Annotated in this window: 18 protein-coding genes; 16 read left to right on the top strand and 2 right to left on the bottom strand. The window is 33.3% G+C overall.

Going from position 1 to position 16,212, the window contains the following annotated elements; genetic code table 11:
- The first annotated feature begins 248 nt into the window (after positions 1-248).
- Together AC1VAQ_RS19605 and AC1VAQ_RS19600 are read left to right on the top strand one after the other, a co-directional pair.
- On the top strand, positions 249-1,412 hold the full coding sequence (locus AC1VAQ_RS19605) for an SCP2 sterol-binding domain-containing protein (RefSeq protein WP_302598604.1): 1,164 nt from the start codon (positions 249-251) through the stop codon (positions 1,410-1,412).
- A 184-nt stretch (positions 1,413-1,596) separates the two neighbouring features.
- Positions 1,597-2,013 (top strand): HIT family protein, encoded by a 417-nt coding sequence (locus tag AC1VAQ_RS19600; protein WP_302598605.1) that lies wholly within the window; start codon positions 1,597-1,599, stop codon positions 2,011-2,013.
- Between the two features lie 172 nt (positions 2,014-2,185).
- On the opposite strand, the gene asnB is transcribed toward AC1VAQ_RS19600, so the two are convergent.
- On the bottom strand, positions 2,186-4,021 hold the full coding sequence (gene asnB, locus AC1VAQ_RS19595; protein WP_302598606.1) for an asparagine synthase (glutamine-hydrolyzing): 1,836 nt from the start codon (positions 4,019-4,021) through the stop codon (positions 2,186-2,188).
- Between the two features lie 298 nt (positions 4,022-4,319).
- On the opposite strand from asnB, the gene AC1VAQ_RS19590 reads away from it, so the two are divergent.
- From AC1VAQ_RS19590 to AC1VAQ_RS19575, 4 genes are all read left to right on the top strand, one after another.
- Positions 4,320-5,474, top strand: coding sequence for an NAD(P)-dependent malic enzyme (locus AC1VAQ_RS19590; RefSeq protein ID WP_302598608.1), 1,155 nt, complete (start codon positions 4,320-4,322; stop codon positions 5,472-5,474).
- Between the two features lie 14 nt (positions 5,475-5,488).
- Positions 5,489-6,547 carry an undecaprenyldiphospho-muramoylpentapeptide beta-N-acetylglucosaminyltransferase gene (locus AC1VAQ_RS19585; RefSeq protein WP_302598609.1) on the top strand — a complete coding sequence of 353 codons (1,059 nt, stop codon included), beginning with the start codon at positions 5,489-5,491 and terminating at the stop codon, positions 6,545-6,547.
- Positions 6,548-6,581: 34 nt separating this feature from the next.
- Positions 6,582-7,649: a methyl-accepting chemotaxis protein gene (locus tag AC1VAQ_RS19580; protein WP_302598610.1), complete on the top strand. Its 1,068-nt coding sequence runs from the start codon at positions 6,582-6,584 to the stop codon at positions 7,647-7,649.
- Between the two features lie 227 nt (positions 7,650-7,876).
- Positions 7,877-9,478: a CTP synthase gene (locus AC1VAQ_RS19575; RefSeq protein WP_302598611.1), complete on the top strand. Its 1,602-nt coding sequence runs from the start codon at positions 7,877-7,879 to the stop codon at positions 9,476-9,478.
- Between the two features lie 170 nt (positions 9,479-9,648).
- On the opposite strand, the gene AC1VAQ_RS19570 is transcribed toward AC1VAQ_RS19575, so the two are convergent.
- Complete coding sequence (locus AC1VAQ_RS19570) at positions 9,649-9,978, bottom strand: DUF5658 family protein (RefSeq protein WP_479904432.1); 330 nt, start codon at positions 9,976-9,978, stop codon at positions 9,649-9,651.
- Between the two features lie 188 nt (positions 9,979-10,166).
- Between AC1VAQ_RS19570 and AC1VAQ_RS19565 the strand changes: the two genes are divergently transcribed.
- The 10 genes from AC1VAQ_RS19565 to AC1VAQ_RS19520 all read left to right on the top strand — a co-directional run bounded on the left by AC1VAQ_RS19565 (position 10,167) and on the right by AC1VAQ_RS19520 (position 16,121).
- The gene (locus AC1VAQ_RS19565; RefSeq protein ID WP_302598612.1) at positions 10,167-10,562 is read left to right on the top strand and encodes a hypothetical protein; all 396 of its coding nucleotides are present in this window, start codon (positions 10,167-10,169) and stop codon (positions 10,560-10,562) included.
- 75 nt (positions 10,563-10,637) lie between these two features.
- On the top strand, positions 10,638-11,330 hold the full coding sequence (locus AC1VAQ_RS19560) for a 5'-methylthioadenosine/adenosylhomocysteine nucleosidase (protein ID WP_302598613.1): 693 nt from the start codon (positions 10,638-10,640) through the stop codon (positions 11,328-11,330).
- Between the two features lie 323 nt (positions 11,331-11,653).
- Positions 11,654-12,673, top strand: coding sequence for a right-handed parallel beta-helix repeat-containing protein (locus tag AC1VAQ_RS19555; RefSeq protein WP_302598615.1), 1,020 nt, complete (start codon positions 11,654-11,656; stop codon positions 12,671-12,673).
- A 320-nt stretch (positions 12,674-12,993) separates the two neighbouring features.
- The gene (locus AC1VAQ_RS19550) at positions 12,994-13,194 is read left to right on the top strand and encodes an AMP-binding protein (RefSeq protein ID WP_302598617.1); all 201 of its coding nucleotides are present in this window, start codon (positions 12,994-12,996) and stop codon (positions 13,192-13,194) included.
- Between the two features lie 90 nt (positions 13,195-13,284).
- Positions 13,285-13,647, top strand: coding sequence for an FtsX-like permease family protein (locus tag AC1VAQ_RS19545; RefSeq protein ID WP_302598619.1), 363 nt, complete (start codon positions 13,285-13,287; stop codon positions 13,645-13,647).
- Between the two features lie 193 nt (positions 13,648-13,840).
- Positions 13,841-14,080, top strand: a complete 240-nt coding sequence (locus tag AC1VAQ_RS19540; protein ID WP_302598620.1) for an ATP-binding cassette domain-containing protein — start codon at positions 13,841-13,843, stop codon at positions 14,078-14,080.
- A gap of 49 nt (positions 14,081-14,129) precedes the next feature.
- The gene (locus tag AC1VAQ_RS19535; protein ID WP_302598622.1) at positions 14,130-14,417 is read left to right on the top strand and encodes an efflux RND transporter periplasmic adaptor subunit; all 288 of its coding nucleotides are present in this window, start codon (positions 14,130-14,132) and stop codon (positions 14,415-14,417) included.
- A 230-nt stretch (positions 14,418-14,647) separates the two neighbouring features.
- Positions 14,648-14,929: a hypothetical protein gene (locus tag AC1VAQ_RS19530; RefSeq protein WP_303243866.1), complete on the top strand. Its 282-nt coding sequence runs from the start codon at positions 14,648-14,650 to the stop codon at positions 14,927-14,929.
- Positions 14,907-15,248, top strand: coding sequence for a hypothetical protein (locus AC1VAQ_RS19525; RefSeq protein ID WP_479904431.1), 342 nt, complete (start codon positions 14,907-14,909; stop codon positions 15,246-15,248). The genes AC1VAQ_RS19530 and AC1VAQ_RS19525 overlap by 23 nt, the downstream gene beginning before the upstream one ends.
- A 132-nt stretch (positions 15,249-15,380) precedes the next feature.
- Entirely contained in the window at positions 15,381-16,121 is a 741-nt protein-coding gene (locus AC1VAQ_RS19520) for a hypothetical protein (protein WP_302599908.1), read from the top strand.
- Positions 16,122-16,212 lie beyond the last annotated feature (91 nt).

The raw sequence follows: 16,212 nt of genomic DNA, 5'->3' as shown, positions 1-16,212 counted from the left end.
GTGTGATAAGTAGGCTATAAGTTGCTGAACGTGGCGGAGCCACTTTTTTATAGAGTAAGAAACATTGATGTTCAATTTTACTACACGCGAGAACGTAGCATTAGCCACGTTCTTGTAACGTAGTAAAGTTTAAAATGGATGAGGGTTAAAAATTACCACAGAAAAGAAATATATGCTAAAATAAAGGTAGAATTTAAATACAGAGAAACAAACTATAAAATGTAGAGTGGTAGAAAGGGAAGAGGAATATGAAAGTAATACTTCTACTAGCAGATTGTAATACAAGCTATTTAACAAAAAGTGTAGAGACTGTCATTAAAGTATTAGAAGAGTTGGATATAGAGATACATAAAGTAGATTTGTATAAATTACCATATTTTACGGGTATTAAGACGAAAGAGATGGAGAGTGTAATGTCTGCTATTCGAGAAAGTAAGGGGGTTATTGCAGTAACTAATGTGCCGATGCTTTCTATACATGGGGCAATGCAAAGTTTCTTTGATGCAGCTACATTATATACTGCAGAAAACTTCAATAAACCATTACTGGCAATTACATATAGTAATTGGCTTGGAGAAATGGAAGCAGCAGACCGTATGCTAAAGGCCTGGAACATACTAGGCGGTATTGAAGGTGGCAAGGTATGCTTCAATAAACAAGTTCCTTTAGAAGAAATAGAAGTGCGTCTAGAAAAGGAAGTAGAAGATTTCTATCGTTTGTTAAAGCAAGAACGAGGTAATATAGGGTGTAGTGAGCGAATGATTTATCGCTTTATTAAGGAAGGGGTAAATCTTAATGAGGTGGCAAGTTATAAAGGACAATCAGAGAGTAAAGTAGATAGACAGCCGGAAATTAAAAGTTTTGCAAGTATGTTGAGAGCGGAAGGTTTAGAGAAAACAAAGGAACCAGAAGCAAGAGGACTCGAAGTACCGAAAAGTGTAGGCGTAGAAAAGACTGCTCAAAAAGAAAGTTATATTGATTTATCTACTAAAGAACAAACGATTAAAGAAATTAGCAGTTTGTTAAAGAAAGAAGTAAACGATGAGTTTATCAGTATGAATACTGGCGTGTATAGAAGGCCTGGACAAGGAGAAATTGTTAAGAATAAAAAGATTCAACAATTACCACATTATTTTATCGCCCAACATGATAAGAGTTTAAAAGCTACTTTAAAATATCAAATTACAGATATTGGTGAAGAAGGGTATATTATTATTGAAAATGGAGATTGTGTTTACGAAGAAGTTATATCAGGGATGCCAACTGTAGAGTTAGTATTGACTGATGATGTGTTTAGAGAAATTCAAAGTAAGAAAATGACGTATCAGAAGGCATTTATGTTAGGTAAATTGAAAGTGAAAGGTAATTTTGCTATTTTACCTAAATTGGATCAGGTTTTCAAATCTAGCTAAAATTTGACTATAGATTAATTAGAAGAATTTATTATAGAGAAACCAACTAAAACCTTGAAATATACATCTAGGTAAATAGGTTTCTCTCAATGATTTAAAAACTATGAATAACTAAATTTTATAAATGGGTTTATCTATATAATTAATATAAGATATAAAATATAAGTATAAAGGAGAGAGACAAATGAGTACAGATTGTATTTTTTGCAAGATTATGAGTGGAGAAATCCCATCTTTTACAATTTATGAGGATGATTTATTTAAAGTGATTTTAGATAGGTTTCCAGCAGCACCTGGACATGCCTTAATTATTCCAAAGGCACATTACAGTGATATGTTTGAACTTGGTGAAAAAGAAGCAGCAGCGCTTTATCCATTGGCTCAAAAGATTGCAGCACAAATCAAAAAAGCAGTGGGTGCTGAAGGAATAAACGTTGTTCAAAATAATGGGGAAGTAGCAAGTCAAAGTGTGCACCATTTCCATTTACATTTAGTACCAAGAAAAGCTAATGACGGTATTACACTTAATAAGAGCTCAAATACAGATACAACAATTGAAGAATTAGCAGCAGTATTAGAACAAATTAAGAACTGTCAGTAATATCGCAAAATAGACCGCTAGCCACTTGGACACTGCTAGTCTACACTCTCGCAATTTGTGATAGTCTAGCAGTATCCAAGTGGCTAGTTTTGTTTTGAGATACATGGGGAATAAAAGAAAAAAGTTATTATGAAACTATTCATAGTTTCATAATAACTTTTTTGCTGCATGATTATGCAGCTACTTTTGTGAAGTATTCATCGTACCATGTGAGGAACATGAATACTGTCCAAATTTTACGGCTGTTATCTGCTTTACCAGCCCTATGATCGTCTAATAGTGCTACAAGACTTTCTGTGTGGAAGTATTTATTAGCTACTTCAGATGTAAAGGCATCTTTTACAATGTTGTAATACTTATCTTCTTTGAGCCATACACGAATTGGTACAGGGAAGCCAAGTTTTTTCTTGTTTGCAACACTTGGTGGTAAGTTGCGTTTAGCAGCTAGACGCATTGCATATTTTGTATTTTCTTTGTTAACGCGATATTTAGTAGGAACTTTAGAAGCTACTTCAAATACTTTTCTATCAAGGAATGGTACACGTACTTCTAAAGAGTTTGCCATACTCATTTTGTCAGCTTTAAGGAGAATGTCTCCTGCAAGCCACATATGCATATCTAAGTATTGCATCTTAGTGATATCGTCTTTATCTTGAACTTTGTCGTAAATAGGTTTTACAAATTCAAATGGATCAATAGCGTTAGTTTTGATTTTAAGAAGTTTTTTGCGTTCTTCTGGTGAGAACATATAGGCATTTCCTAAGAAACGTTCTTCTAAGTCTTTACTTGCACGGATTAAGAAGTTTTTACCTTTGAAGCTAAATGGAATTGCTTGTGCAATTTTAGCAAGGAACTTACGGAATCCTTTTGGTAATTTACGATAGCCTGCTGAATCAAGAGGCTCTTTGTAGATATTGTATCCACCGAAGAACTCATCAGCACCTTCTCCGGAAAGGACACCTTTTACAGTTTGGCTAGCAAGTTGACAAACGAAGTAAAGAGCAACTGCAGCAGGATCTGCTAAAGGCTCGTCCATATGATATTGTACTTTAGGAAGTACACTCCAGTATTCTTCAGGTGTAATAACTTTGTTTGTATTAGGAATATTAATTTCTTTTGAAAGTTCTTCCGCATAGCTGATTTCATTATATTTTTCATTGGCAAAACCTACTGTGAAAGTATGGTCGCCCCCGAAACAACTTGCTACATAACTAGAGTCTACCCCACTAGATAAGAATGAACCAACTTCTACATCACTGATTTTATGAGCTTCAATTGATTCTTTCATTTGTTTGTCAATGGCGTCTACATAGTTTTCAAGTGTATCCTCTTTTGCATCAAATACAGGTTCCCAGTAGCGTGTAAGTGACATTTTACCATCTTTAAGCACAAAGTAATGTGCAGGAGGTAGTTTGAAGATACCTTTGAAGAAAGTCTCAGGTAATGCTGAGTATTGGAATGTTAAATAATTTTCAAGAGCTTCTTCATTAAGTTCTCTTTTTACTTCTGGATGTTCTAAGATTGCTTTGATTTCTGAACCATATACAAAGTTGTTATCAAAGAGTGTATAGTAGAAAGGTTTGATACCAAAGTGGTCACGCGCACCAAAAAGTGTTTGTTCTTTTTTGTCCCAAATGACGAAGGCAAACATACCGCGAAGATGATCTAAAAGATTTGTGCCATATTCTTCATAGCCATGTACAAGAACTTCTGAGTCAGTATGTGTTTTGAACACATGACCAGCTGCGATAAGTTTTTCTCTAATTTCCATAAAGTTATAAATCTCACCATTGAAAGTAAGAATAAAACGGCCATCTTCATTATAAATAGGTTGAGCACCTGCTTCTAAGTCAAGGAAGCTAAGGCGTCTAAATCCCATGCTGATATGCTCATCTATATATTCTCCTGCACTATCTGGACCACGGTGGGCAATGGTGTCCATCATGTTGTTTAGGATTAATTTTTTATTATCTATATTTGTATTTACAAAGCCACAAAAACCACACATATGTAAGGGCTCCTTTCATTAATTGTACACAATGACTTTAACATATATCGCTAGTAAAAGCAATGTACACCGTACTTACTTGGAAGTGTGAAATATCTTCCTATTAACATTAAGTATTGCCTATAAATAAGATAATAAACATTTAAATTGATAAACTCGGGGTTATTGACTAAAGTTATAATCATAAGTATTATTAACATAAGGGATATTGTCTTAATAATGTGTAAAATTTAATTAAAATTTAGACAAACTAACTTTTGTATGAAGAAATAATGGCACGATAAAGGAGATTTTAACCATGGATTTAAAAGAAACAGCACTTAGCATGCATGAAGAATGGCAAGGTAAATTAGAAATTAAAGCAAAGGCAAAAGTAAGTAGTAGAGAGGATTTAGCAATTGCATATACACCAGGGGTGGCAGAGCCTTGTAAAAAAATTGCTGAAAATAAAGAAGATGTGTATAAATATACGATGAAAGGCAATACTGTTGCTGTCATCTCTGATGGAACAGCTGTACTTGGCCTTGGGGATATTGGACCCGAAGCAGCAATGCCAGTTATGGAAGGAAAAGCTGTACTTTTCAAAGAATTCGGTGGTATAAATGCCGTGCCTATTTGCATAGATACTAAAGATACTGCTGAAATTATTAAATTTGTTAAACAGATCGCACCTACATTTGGGGGAATCAATTTAGAAGATATTTCTGCACCACGTTGCTTTGAGATAGAAGAAGCATTAAAAAAAGAATTGGATATTCCAGTTTTTCATGATGATCAACATGGTACAGCAATAGTTGTTTTAGCAGGGATTATTAACGGGTTAAAAGTAGCAAAGAAAAATAAAGAAACAGCTAAAGTTGTAGTAAACGGTGCTGGTTCAGCCGGTATTGCTATTACTAAATTGCTCTTATACTATGGTTTCAATGATGTAACAGTAGTAGATCGTAATGGTATTTTAGAAGAAAATGAAGCATGGATGAATTGGGCACAAAAAGATATTTGCAAGGTAACAAATAAAACTCATATGCGTGGAACTCTAAAAGATGCGCTCATTAATGCCGATATATTTGTAGGAGTTTCTGCACCTAATATTGTATCTAGTGAAATGATTAGTAGTATGAATAAAGATGCTATAGTATTTGCTATGGCAAATCCAGTACCAGAAATTATGCCGGATGTTGCAAGAGCAGCAGGAGCATTAGTTGTTGGTACAGGACGCTCTGACTTCCCAAATCAAGTAAATAATGTTATTGTATTCCCAGGTATCTTTAAAGGTGCGCTAGAAGCGAGAGCGACAGCTATCACAGAAGATATGAAAATTGCAGCGGCTTTAGCAATTGCGGGGATGGTAGATGAAAAAGACTTAGGTCCAGAAAATATTCTTCCACAACCATTTGCAGAAGGAGTAGCTGACCAAGTAGCAAAAGCAGTTATTGAATGTGCTACTAAATAAGGAGGATTATAAGAGTGAAGACAATTGTACTTACAGGTGGCGGTACAGCAGGACATGTAACACCTAATATAGCATTAATTCCAAGCCTTAAGAGTGAGGGGTGGAATGTTGAATATATTGGAAGTTATAATGGTATGGAAAAGGAACTTATTGAGAAAGAAAATATACCATACTATGGCATATCATCAGGTAAACTGCGTAGGTACTTATCAAAAGAAAATTTCAAGGATCCTTTTAAAGTAATGAAAGGATATTTTGAAGCCTGTAAATTACTTAAAAAAATTAAGCCTCAAGTCGTCTTTTCAAAAGGAGGCTTTGTGACAGTGCCAGTAGTACTTGCAGCAAGAACTTTAGGTATTCCGGTTATTATTCATGAATCAGATATGACACCGGGGCTTGCAAATAAAATTGCAATGCGTGGCGCTAAGACAATTTGCGTAAATTTTGAGGAGACACTTAAATATGTAGGTGAAAAAGGGGTATTAACGGGTTCACCCATTCGTAAGGAGTTATTTGAAGGAGATAAGCAAAGAGCTTATAGATTATGTGGCTTTAAACAAGTTAAACCCGTTTTATTAATGATGGGCGGCAGCAGTGGTGCAGTTAAGATTAATACAGTGCTACGTGAGGCACTTCCAGAGTTATTAAAGAGATTTAACATTATTCATATATGTGGTAAAGGAAATTTAGATCAAAGTAAGCTTGGAGTGGAGGGATATAAGCAATTTGAGTATGCAAGCTCCGAACTTGCAGACTTATTTGCTGCAACGGATATTATGCTTTCACGAGCAGGAGCGAATGCATTAGCTGAAATTGTAGCACTTAATATTCCAAGTCTTCTTATTCCTTTATCAGCAGCAGCTAGCCGTGGAGATCAAATCCTTAATGCTAAAGCAATGTCAGCAAAAGGCTACTGCGAAGTATTATTTGAAGAAGATTTAACTAAAGACAATTTAGTTCAAAAAATCAAAGAACTAGATACACATAAATCAGACTATATTCAAGCTATGAAAAATGACACTAAGATAAGCGGCATTCAGAAGGTGATGGTAGAAATTCGAAAATACTGTTAAAAATACTATTACAATGAAATGGGGGAGCAACGATATGTTTAGTAACAAAAGAGATTTACAACATATGAAACAATTAGCAGCAGGTGAGCTTGATGAGTTATTAGAGGCACTTAAAGCTAGTAAAAATGCGATTTTAGGGGTTGAAACAGTAGAGGAGCTTATAGCACTCAGAGAAGAAATTAAAGTCTTAAAAGCAGATATAGCACCACTCAAAGGTGATATGAATGACATTAAGGGCTGTGTAGACAGTAGTGTTCAAAAGGTAAGAGATAGAATTAATGAGTTAAACAGTTGGCAATCAGAACTTAGTAGCCAAATTGGAAGTGTAGATAATACTAAGAACAAGGTCGGTGAAGACTCTGCACAAATGTTAGAAACATTAGATGGCATTAATAAAAAAGTAGGGGTATCCGCTTCAACGACAGATTATATTGAAGGCCTCCTTGTGACAATTACAACAGCTGTTAAAGAAATTAATACAACAGCTAAATCTATGAAGAAACAAGTAAATACTTTTATTGAAACAGCTCAAAATGTGGCTAGTAATATTACAGGTATTTCATCTATTGCAGAACAAACTAACTTACTTGCACTTAATGCATCTATTGAAGCGGCTCGTGCGGGAGAAGCAGGTAGAGGGTTTGCTGTAGTAGCAGAAGAAATTAGAAAACTTTCAGATGGCACAAAAGAGCTTCTTGAAAACATGACGAAGTTTTTAAGTGAACTTGAAAATTCTTCTCTTAGAACAAATGAAGAGGTTGAAGCAACAACAATTGGTATTGAGAAGATTGAAGAAAAAATTGAAGAAGTAGATAAGAATATTAAAGTAAGTAAAGAAAATACTGCAACTATTGAAAAAGAAATGGGTCATGTAACTAAATTTATTAAAGAGTTAGCAGATACGGCACAAGTAGCTTGTAGCGAGGAAGGTAACATTGAAAGACAATTAAGTGATATGACAGCAGGTCTTGAAGGCTTATCTCATCTTGAAAGTAATATATTAGAAATTAATGATGTTATAGCTAATATGAATGAAAAATACAATGCAATATTAGGTGCAGTACAAAGCTTAGAGCAATATAAAGTAATTGGTCTTAAATAACAGGCATACAAATTAAAGAGAAGACTTATACTATGAAGTAGAAGAACGAGTAGTATAGGTCTTTTTTTTATGGGTGAAATTGAACTAAAAAAAAGGACTTATATAGTTATAAATAAACAAAATGTAAAATTTAATAACAATGAATAACATTACTTGACACTAAGGCTTTATTAATAATACAATGTTAAGGTTGATAATGTGAAAAAAAAACGGTTGAGGTGAAAAAGATGTCTACAAAATATATTTTTGTTACAGGAGGAGTCGTTTCTGGTTTAGGTAAAGGAATTACAGCGGCATGCCTAGGAAGATTATTAAAAGCGAGAGGAAAAAAAGTTACCATTCAAAAGTTTGATCCATATATCAATATTGACCCTGGTACAATGAGTCCTTATCAACACGGAGAAGTGTTTGTAACAAATGACGGTAGTGAAACAGACTTAGACTTAGGACACTATGAAAGATTTATTGATGAAAAACTTAATAAGTATAGCAATGTCACTACAGGAAAAATATATTGGTCAGTACTTAATAAAGAGCGTAAAGGTGATTATTTAGGTGCAACTGTTCAAGTTATTCCACATATCACTAATATGATTAAAGACTGCGTTTACCGTGTAGGAAATACTGGAGAAACTTCAGACATTGTCATTACTGAAATCGGAGGAACAGTAGGGGATATCGAAAGCTTACCATTCCTTGAAGCAATCAGACAGGTAGCAACAGATGTAGGACGTGAAAATGTATTATATATTCATGTTACACTTATTCCATACCTTGCAAAATCAGGGGAAATGAAAACAAAACCAACACAACACTCTGTAAAAGAGTTACTTTCTATCGGAATTCAACCAGACATTATCGTATGTCGCACAGAGCAACCAATTTCAGAAGATATGAAATACAAAATGGCATTATTCTGTAACGTAGATAAAGATTGTGTTGTACAAAACCTAGATGCGGAAACACTTTATCAAGTACCACTTATGTTAGAAGACGAAGGCCTTGCGAAAATAGTATGTAGAAAACTTCATATTGATTGTCCAGAACCAGATTTAACAGAGTGGAAAGCTATGGTTGAAAAAGACAAAAATAGAGATAAGAAGACTAAAATTGCCTTAGTTGGTAAATATGTAGAATTACATGATGCTTATCTTTCAATCGTAGAATCATTACATCATGCTGGAATTTATCATGGTGCAGAAGTTGAAATCGACTGGATTAATGCAGAAGATGTAACACGTGAAAATGTGAATGAACTTCTCAAAGATGCGGAAGGTATTCTTGTACCAGGTGGTTTTGGAGACCGTGGTGTAGAAGGAAAAATTGAAGCAGTACGCTATGCAAGAGAAAACAAAGTACCATACTTTGGTATTTGTTTAGGTATGCAATGTGCAGTTATCGAATTTGCTAGAAATGTAGCTGGACTTGAAGGGGCACACAGCTCAGAGCTTATGCCAACAACTAAATATCCAGTAATCGATATTATGGCAGATCAAAAAGATATAGAAGATATGGGTGGAACAATGAGACTTGGTGCTTACCCATGTGTACTTGCTGAAGATAGCCATGCGTATGCGGCGTACAAACAAAAAGAAATTGAAGAGAGACATCGTCACCGTTATGAATATAATAATGAATATAGAGAGCTATTAACAAGCAAAGGACTTAAAATTACAGGAACATCACCAGATAATCGTTTAGTGGAAATCGTAGAAGTAGAAGACCACCCATGGTTTGTAGGTGCACAATTCCATCCAGAGTTCTTATCAAGACCTAATAGACCACATCCATTATTTGTGGACTTTGTGGGGGCTGCGCTTAAAAAATAAGCTTGGGGCTGTTAGCATTTAAAAGTGCTAGCAGCCTTTTTTGCGATGGTGGCAACCAGACGTAGGGGAAAACCTGCGTAGTGCTGGCGCTTTTAAGTGAGGCCTACGTTTTATAAGGAATGGATGTGGCGATTGATGTTAGTGCATAATAAGGGATATTTTGAGGGAGTCTATGTGAGGAGAAGTGTTAGAGTATAGTAGAGGTGGAGGAGATTGACGCTGAGGTAGACTAGGAGAAGGAGTGTAATGGTGAGATTGCAGAGACGAATGTGTGTGGTGTAGTGAGTTTTGAGTGTATGGATGAGATATATAATGAGGCATGCGGGACAAATGATTTTAACTAGGATGCTGAGGTAGGGGTTAGAGACAATGTTTTGCATGAGCAGGTTGAATTCATAAAAGGTACCTGTTTTGAGAAAAGTATAAGTGAAAAGGATATCTGTACAGTTAAGAATGTAGATTATAACGGATTTAGTTATGATGTGATGTGTAGTTGCCATGTAATTATCACGGTTCATATAAACACCTCCATGTTAAAGTGTTGCCTAAAAAGAGGTGATTCTAAACTAGGAATATTACAAAAAATAATTAATTATGCCTCTCAGCTTGTACATTAGTCTAAAATAAACATTATATTCATAGTTTAGTATATAAGCAGTACATAAATACAAGGGTGGGGGTAGAGAAAATGTTTGGATTAAAGAAAAATTTAATCAAAAGTATGATTAAAATTGAGACGATTAGTAATGAGCCAGGGGAACTTAAGCTTTATGCTAAGCAAATTGCAGATGTTGAAGATGAATATAAGATATATGAGCACTTTGTATTAGATGCTTTAAAGCTGTTAGGGGGTATAAAAGGAGTAAAGGTAGATTATGATAGAGCGTTGGTAACTATTATGTATGATGAAAATGAGGTATCAGCAAGTCAAATTTACCGCTGGATAGATATACTTGTAGATATTAGTCTAGATTATAAGGATTTTATAAAGGATAATTGGGAAAAGGATGTAAATATGGTGTGGGCAAAAATGAAGCCTATTTTAGAAAAACGTGTCATGGAAGTTAAGAATAAAAGACGTTAGGGCTTTTAGTAAAGTAGATATTTGTATATAATAGGAGAAGATACAAAACCTGAAGAAACAGGAAGGAGTAAACAAATGATAGGAATTATTGGAGCAATGGATGAGGAGGTAATCTCTCTTAAAAGAAAGATGCAGGTTACTGAAGAAAAAGAAATTGCGGGTATGACATTTTTCATAGGAACAGTTAAAGAAAAAGAGGTTGTTGTAGTTAGATGCGGTATTGGTAAAGTAAATGCTGCAGTATGTACACAAATTCTTGTTGATTTATTTGATGCAAAATATATTATTAATACAGGTGTAGCTGGTGGTTTATACCCAGAACTTAATATTGGGGATATTGTTGTATCAAGTGATACAGTAGAGCATGATATGGATGCTTCGGCAGTAGGGAATCCACGTGGAGAAATTCCACGCATGAAAAAGACTTACTTTGAAGCTGATGCCAAGCTTATAGAAGTAGCCCAAGAAGCAGCCAAAAAGCTGAAAGGGGACCACAAAGTATATGTAGGCCGTATCGCAAGTGGAGATCAATTCATTTGTAGTATGAAAGTAAAAGAAGATATCTACACAACATTTACAGCATACTGTGCTGAAATGGAAGGAGCAGCTATTGCACATACATGTTACTTAAATCATGTACCGTTTGTTATTATCAGAGCAATTTCTGATAAAGCAGATCAGAGTGCAGATGTAAACTTCGAAGAATTTGTAGATGTGGCAGCAAGAAATGCAAGTCGCATGATTGAAAGCATTTTAGAAACATTTTAATAGAATTCTTCAGAAGCAGGGTGATAAGGCGAAAGGCTTTATTGCCCTGTTTTTGTAACTTAAAAATATTTAGGGAAACTAAATATAAGGAAAAAAGACGAAAATGTATGAAATATGTAGACAACATAGAAACTAATTAGAAAATAGATGTATATTATATTAAAAATTAACATAAAAGTTAGAAAAAATGTTGACTTTATGTATATAATGGACATATAATTATGAATATAAATAAGAATTATCTAAAAAAGTCATAAAAATAATAAAACTACCGATGGCTTTTTAGATAATGAGACATAATGATTATGAAAAGGAGAATGCATATGGAAAGAGTAAGAAGAAATGTATGGGGCGTAGTTATTTTAGCGTTAATCGTAAGTATGTTAAGTGTGATCACAGTACCACTTTATGCAGCGACAACATATTATTATGTATCAACATCAGGAAATGATTCAAATGATGGTTCAACAAGAAATACAGCATTTAGAACATTAGATAAAGCATTATCTAAAGCAAGTGCAGGGACAACAATTTTCTTATTAAATGGTACATATACAAGTTCAAATACTTATAAATTAAGTAAAAGTGGGACATCAAGTGCTCCTATTAAAATTTTAAATTATAGTGGACATACACCAGTTGTGGACTTTTCAAGTCAACCTTATGCAGATAGCTCAAGAGGTTTCCAAATTTCAGGAGATTATTGGATTATCAGTGGTTTAACAATCAAAAATGCAGGAGATAACGGTATCTATATTAGTGGAAGCAATAATAGAGTACAAGATTGTACAATTACAAAATGTGGTGACACAGGTTTACAATTAAGTAATGGTGCATCATATAACTCAATTACTAGAGTAACATCTACTTATAATTATGATTCAAAAACAGATGGTGAAAATGCAGATGGTTTTGCAGCTAAATTATCAATCGGACCAGGAAATGTATTTACAAATTGTGTAGCATTAAATAATTCAGATGATGGATTTGATTTATACAATGCAACAAATGCAGTTAGATTCTATGACTGTGAAGCATCTTATAATGGTACAAATTCAGGAAATGGTCAAGGTTTTAAAGTAGGTGGAAACTTTACAGCAGATAATCATTATTTAGAAGGTTGCGTTGCAACAGGAAACAAAGCACGTGGATTTGATCAAAACAATAATACAGGTTATATTACATTAAAAGATTGTACTGCAACAGGAAATAATGTAAACTTCTATTTCCCAACAGCACCAGCTTCTGGAAAACATCAATTTACTGGTTGCAAATCAATTAGTGGAAAAAATAAAGACAAAATTGTAGGGGCTACAACTAGTGGTTGCTCATTCAATTTATAAATTATAAAAAAAGTATATTGAAGTGTCCCTTGTTTAGTGGACAGATGAAATAATAAGAATTTTGTGTCGTCAATCACAGTGTGTGATTGGCGATATTTTTTATGCATATTTTTATTTTAGAGATGGTGTTATGGGTAAAAATCTAAATAGTATATTAAAAAGAGTGACAAAATAAGATTGGATTTCCTTAATATTGTTAGGTTTTATAGAAAAAGATTTATAATTGTAACAATATAATGGTAAAAAAGTATATGGGGAAAAGTGTGAAAGAAATAGCTGTGGTATTTCTGGGGCAGCATATATTCCAATTGACTTAAATTATGATACGGAGAGAGTTAAGAACATTATACAAAGTTCTAATAGGTAAGCCAATTCCAAATTGTAATATCTATATATTAGATGCAGCTAATAATCTTTGTCCAATAGGTGTAAAGGGTGAAATTTGTATTGCAGGAATACCGATAGGTAGAGGGTATTTAAATAATCCGGAAAAGACAGCAGCAGATAATATTTTAAGATAGTAATAAAAATGGAGGGGATTTATTCAGTGAAGATTATATTTAAATTTCTCATTAAGAATATATTTGAAAAAAAGTTTAGGACATTCATGATTGTATTTTCAATTATGCTTTCAGCAGCATTACTTTTTAGTAACATTTTTAGAGAGGCATAAATCTATTACAGTATTAAGGTCCTTAGGTGTAGACAAGAGACAAATATTCTTTATGACTGTATTAGAATCAAGTACAGGAGGGCTAAGGGGTGGTATATTTGGAGTTTTGATAGGTATGTTATTACTTACCATTGTTCCTAATATATTAGCAGCAACAGGGTTAGTAATTGAAGTTGAATATAACTATTTTAAGTTTTTAACTTTAATTTTAATTTCAACGCTTATTACAATGATTGGCTCAGTTAGTCCTGCTATAAAAGTATCAGGTTTAAATATTGTAGAAACAATCAAACAGGAGTAATAGAGGAGATAAAGGAAGATTGATAATGCGAGCATTAACTATATATATTTTAAGAACCTTGAATTTACACTTGATATAAACGAAATTTGTGCGGCTATTGAAACTGGAGAATTATAATATAAAATTTCTAGAAAGGGGAGAGGCGTGTTGAAAAAAAACTGTTATAGAGGCAACTAACTTATGGAAAAGTTATGTGGTAGGAAATCAGAAAGTTGATATTTTAAAAGGAATTAACTTAACTATAGAAAAAGGAAGTTTTTATTCCATTATGGAGCCATCAGGTTCTGGAAAAAGTACTTTATTATATTTACTAGGTGGATTAGATAAACCATCTCAAGGAAGTATTAAGTTGAATGGTAAAGAAATGGCTAATATGAAGGATCGTAAAGAAAGTAAAATGAGCCGGATATTATTTTTGCAGATGAGCCAATAGGTAATTTAGATAGTAAGGGGGAAATGTGTATGCATAAAAATGGTTAGTAGTGATTAGTATAGCAATGCTATTAACAGTAGGTTGTGCTAATGAGGAGAAACAAGAGGTAAGTAATGTATCATATATTGAAGAAGTTGATGACAGCATAGAAGTATCAGGAAAAATAAAAGCAAATAAAATTAGAGAGGTAAGTATAGACTTCCCTGCTACAGTAGAAGAAATATATGTACTAGAAGGAGATAAGTTAGAGAAGGGACAAGAAATTTTAGCACTAAATTATGAGGAATATAAGGATGAAATTAAACAAAAAGAACAGGATTTAGAGTTGAAAAATTAGCCCTAGAGAAGTTAAAAGGGATAATAGAAACCACTACTGTAGAGATAAATTCCTTACAAAAGGAAATAAATCAGAAACAGAACCTCTTAGATACAGGAGAAGATAGAAGTATAAAGATTATAAAAGGGCAAATAGCATTAGCAGAGCAAGTATTAGAAGTAGCAGAGGAAAAATATGCAGATAGTAAAGCAATTTATGAAGCTGGTGGAATCTCGGCAAAAGAATTAGAAATGGATGTTAATGCTAAGCAAAAGGATAAAGAAGAATTAGAGGCCTCTATGGAAAAAACTTTATTAGAAAAGAACTTAGAAATTGATAAGTTAAAGGATTCAAAAAAGGCTAAGGAGATGGAATTAGATAACTCTAGAAATGATATAAATATAAGCATTAAGCAAGAAGAACTTACAATTAAAAAAATAGAATTAGAATTACAAACTATGAAAAAAGTTAGAACAAACTTACATTCAGGAAAACAAAGTTGTATCAGATATGGATTTAAGTGTTATATATGATATTACAGCACAGAAGGGGAGCAGTATTGGAGGAAATCAAAAGGCAACAAATTTTAAATTGATGGATTTAAGTACTATTGTAGCAACGGTTGATATACCAGAGGAGTTTATTAGTAAAGTAAAGATAGGTACTAAAGCTGAAGTAACCATTTATACAGATGATTCTAAAACTTATACTGGACAAATAGTAAGACTGTCAGAAATGGCAGTAGAAGAAAGTGGAGAAACGATTATTAAAGCAGATATTGTACTAGATGATATAGAAAAGGTGGGAAAGATAGTTCCGGGACTTACAGTAGAGGCAAAATTGTATAGCTAAGATTAATTTTAAAATGTGATTAAAAATAAGAGGACGACCTAGAGGTTCTCTTATTTTTTTTGTGATAAAAGTTGAAAAAATTCAAAATAATGGTAAAATAAAAGAAGGAAAACTAAAAAGGAGGTTTAACTTATGCTTATTACGTTATTTATATTTGAGATTTTGCTAATGATTTTAACAACTTTTACAACATCAATGGTAGAACATAAGTTTAAAGATATAGAACAAAGTTTAAAAATGTATACGAATAATAAAGCATATACTACTGAAACACGTATTGCATTCATTGAGAAAGTTGTTAATCGTTATAAGGCGTGTGTAGAAGGTACAGAGGAGATGCCTGATATAGACAGCATTGTAAAAAGTTGTTTAGCTAAAGAGTATATTGGGAAATTTCCTTATGTTTCAGTAAAAAATATAGCAACTAAAGTAAAGCGTGTAATGTGGGGAATCATTCTGCTTGAAATTTTAATTGCAATAGTTAATGGACAAGGGGCTACTTTGTCTACAGTAGTTATAACTTCAGCAAGTGCATTTCTTACTATTAGTATGGAATTTTATACTATTATAAGGGGGCTAAATGAACATAGTGAAAATTTGATTGCAGAAGTTAGTGACTATGTAATCAACATTTATCCAGTCCAAAAGAAAAGAATACAGAATAAGGACATTAGAGAAATAAAAATTGTAGATAATAAGGTGATTACATTAGATAAAGCGGGTAAACGTACTGAGACAAAACTAACGAGTGAGCAGAAAGAGAAACTTAAAGATTTAACACAGGAAAAGCAAAAGATGGGACAAGAAGAGAATAAAAAAGAGGAGACTACTTTAAGTGCACAAGACATTGCACAATTACTGGGGATACTTTAACAAAAAAGAGCATATAATAGAAGCTATAGTTATAGCTTCTTCAGATTGTTGACAAATGAATTTTCCCAAAATAAACTCACAAATTAAGTGA

Source organism: Cellulosilyticum sp., from assembly GCF_982396655.1.
The sequence above is the reverse complement of the archived record's forward strand: the minus strand, read 5'-3'. Positions and strand labels throughout refer to the sequence as shown.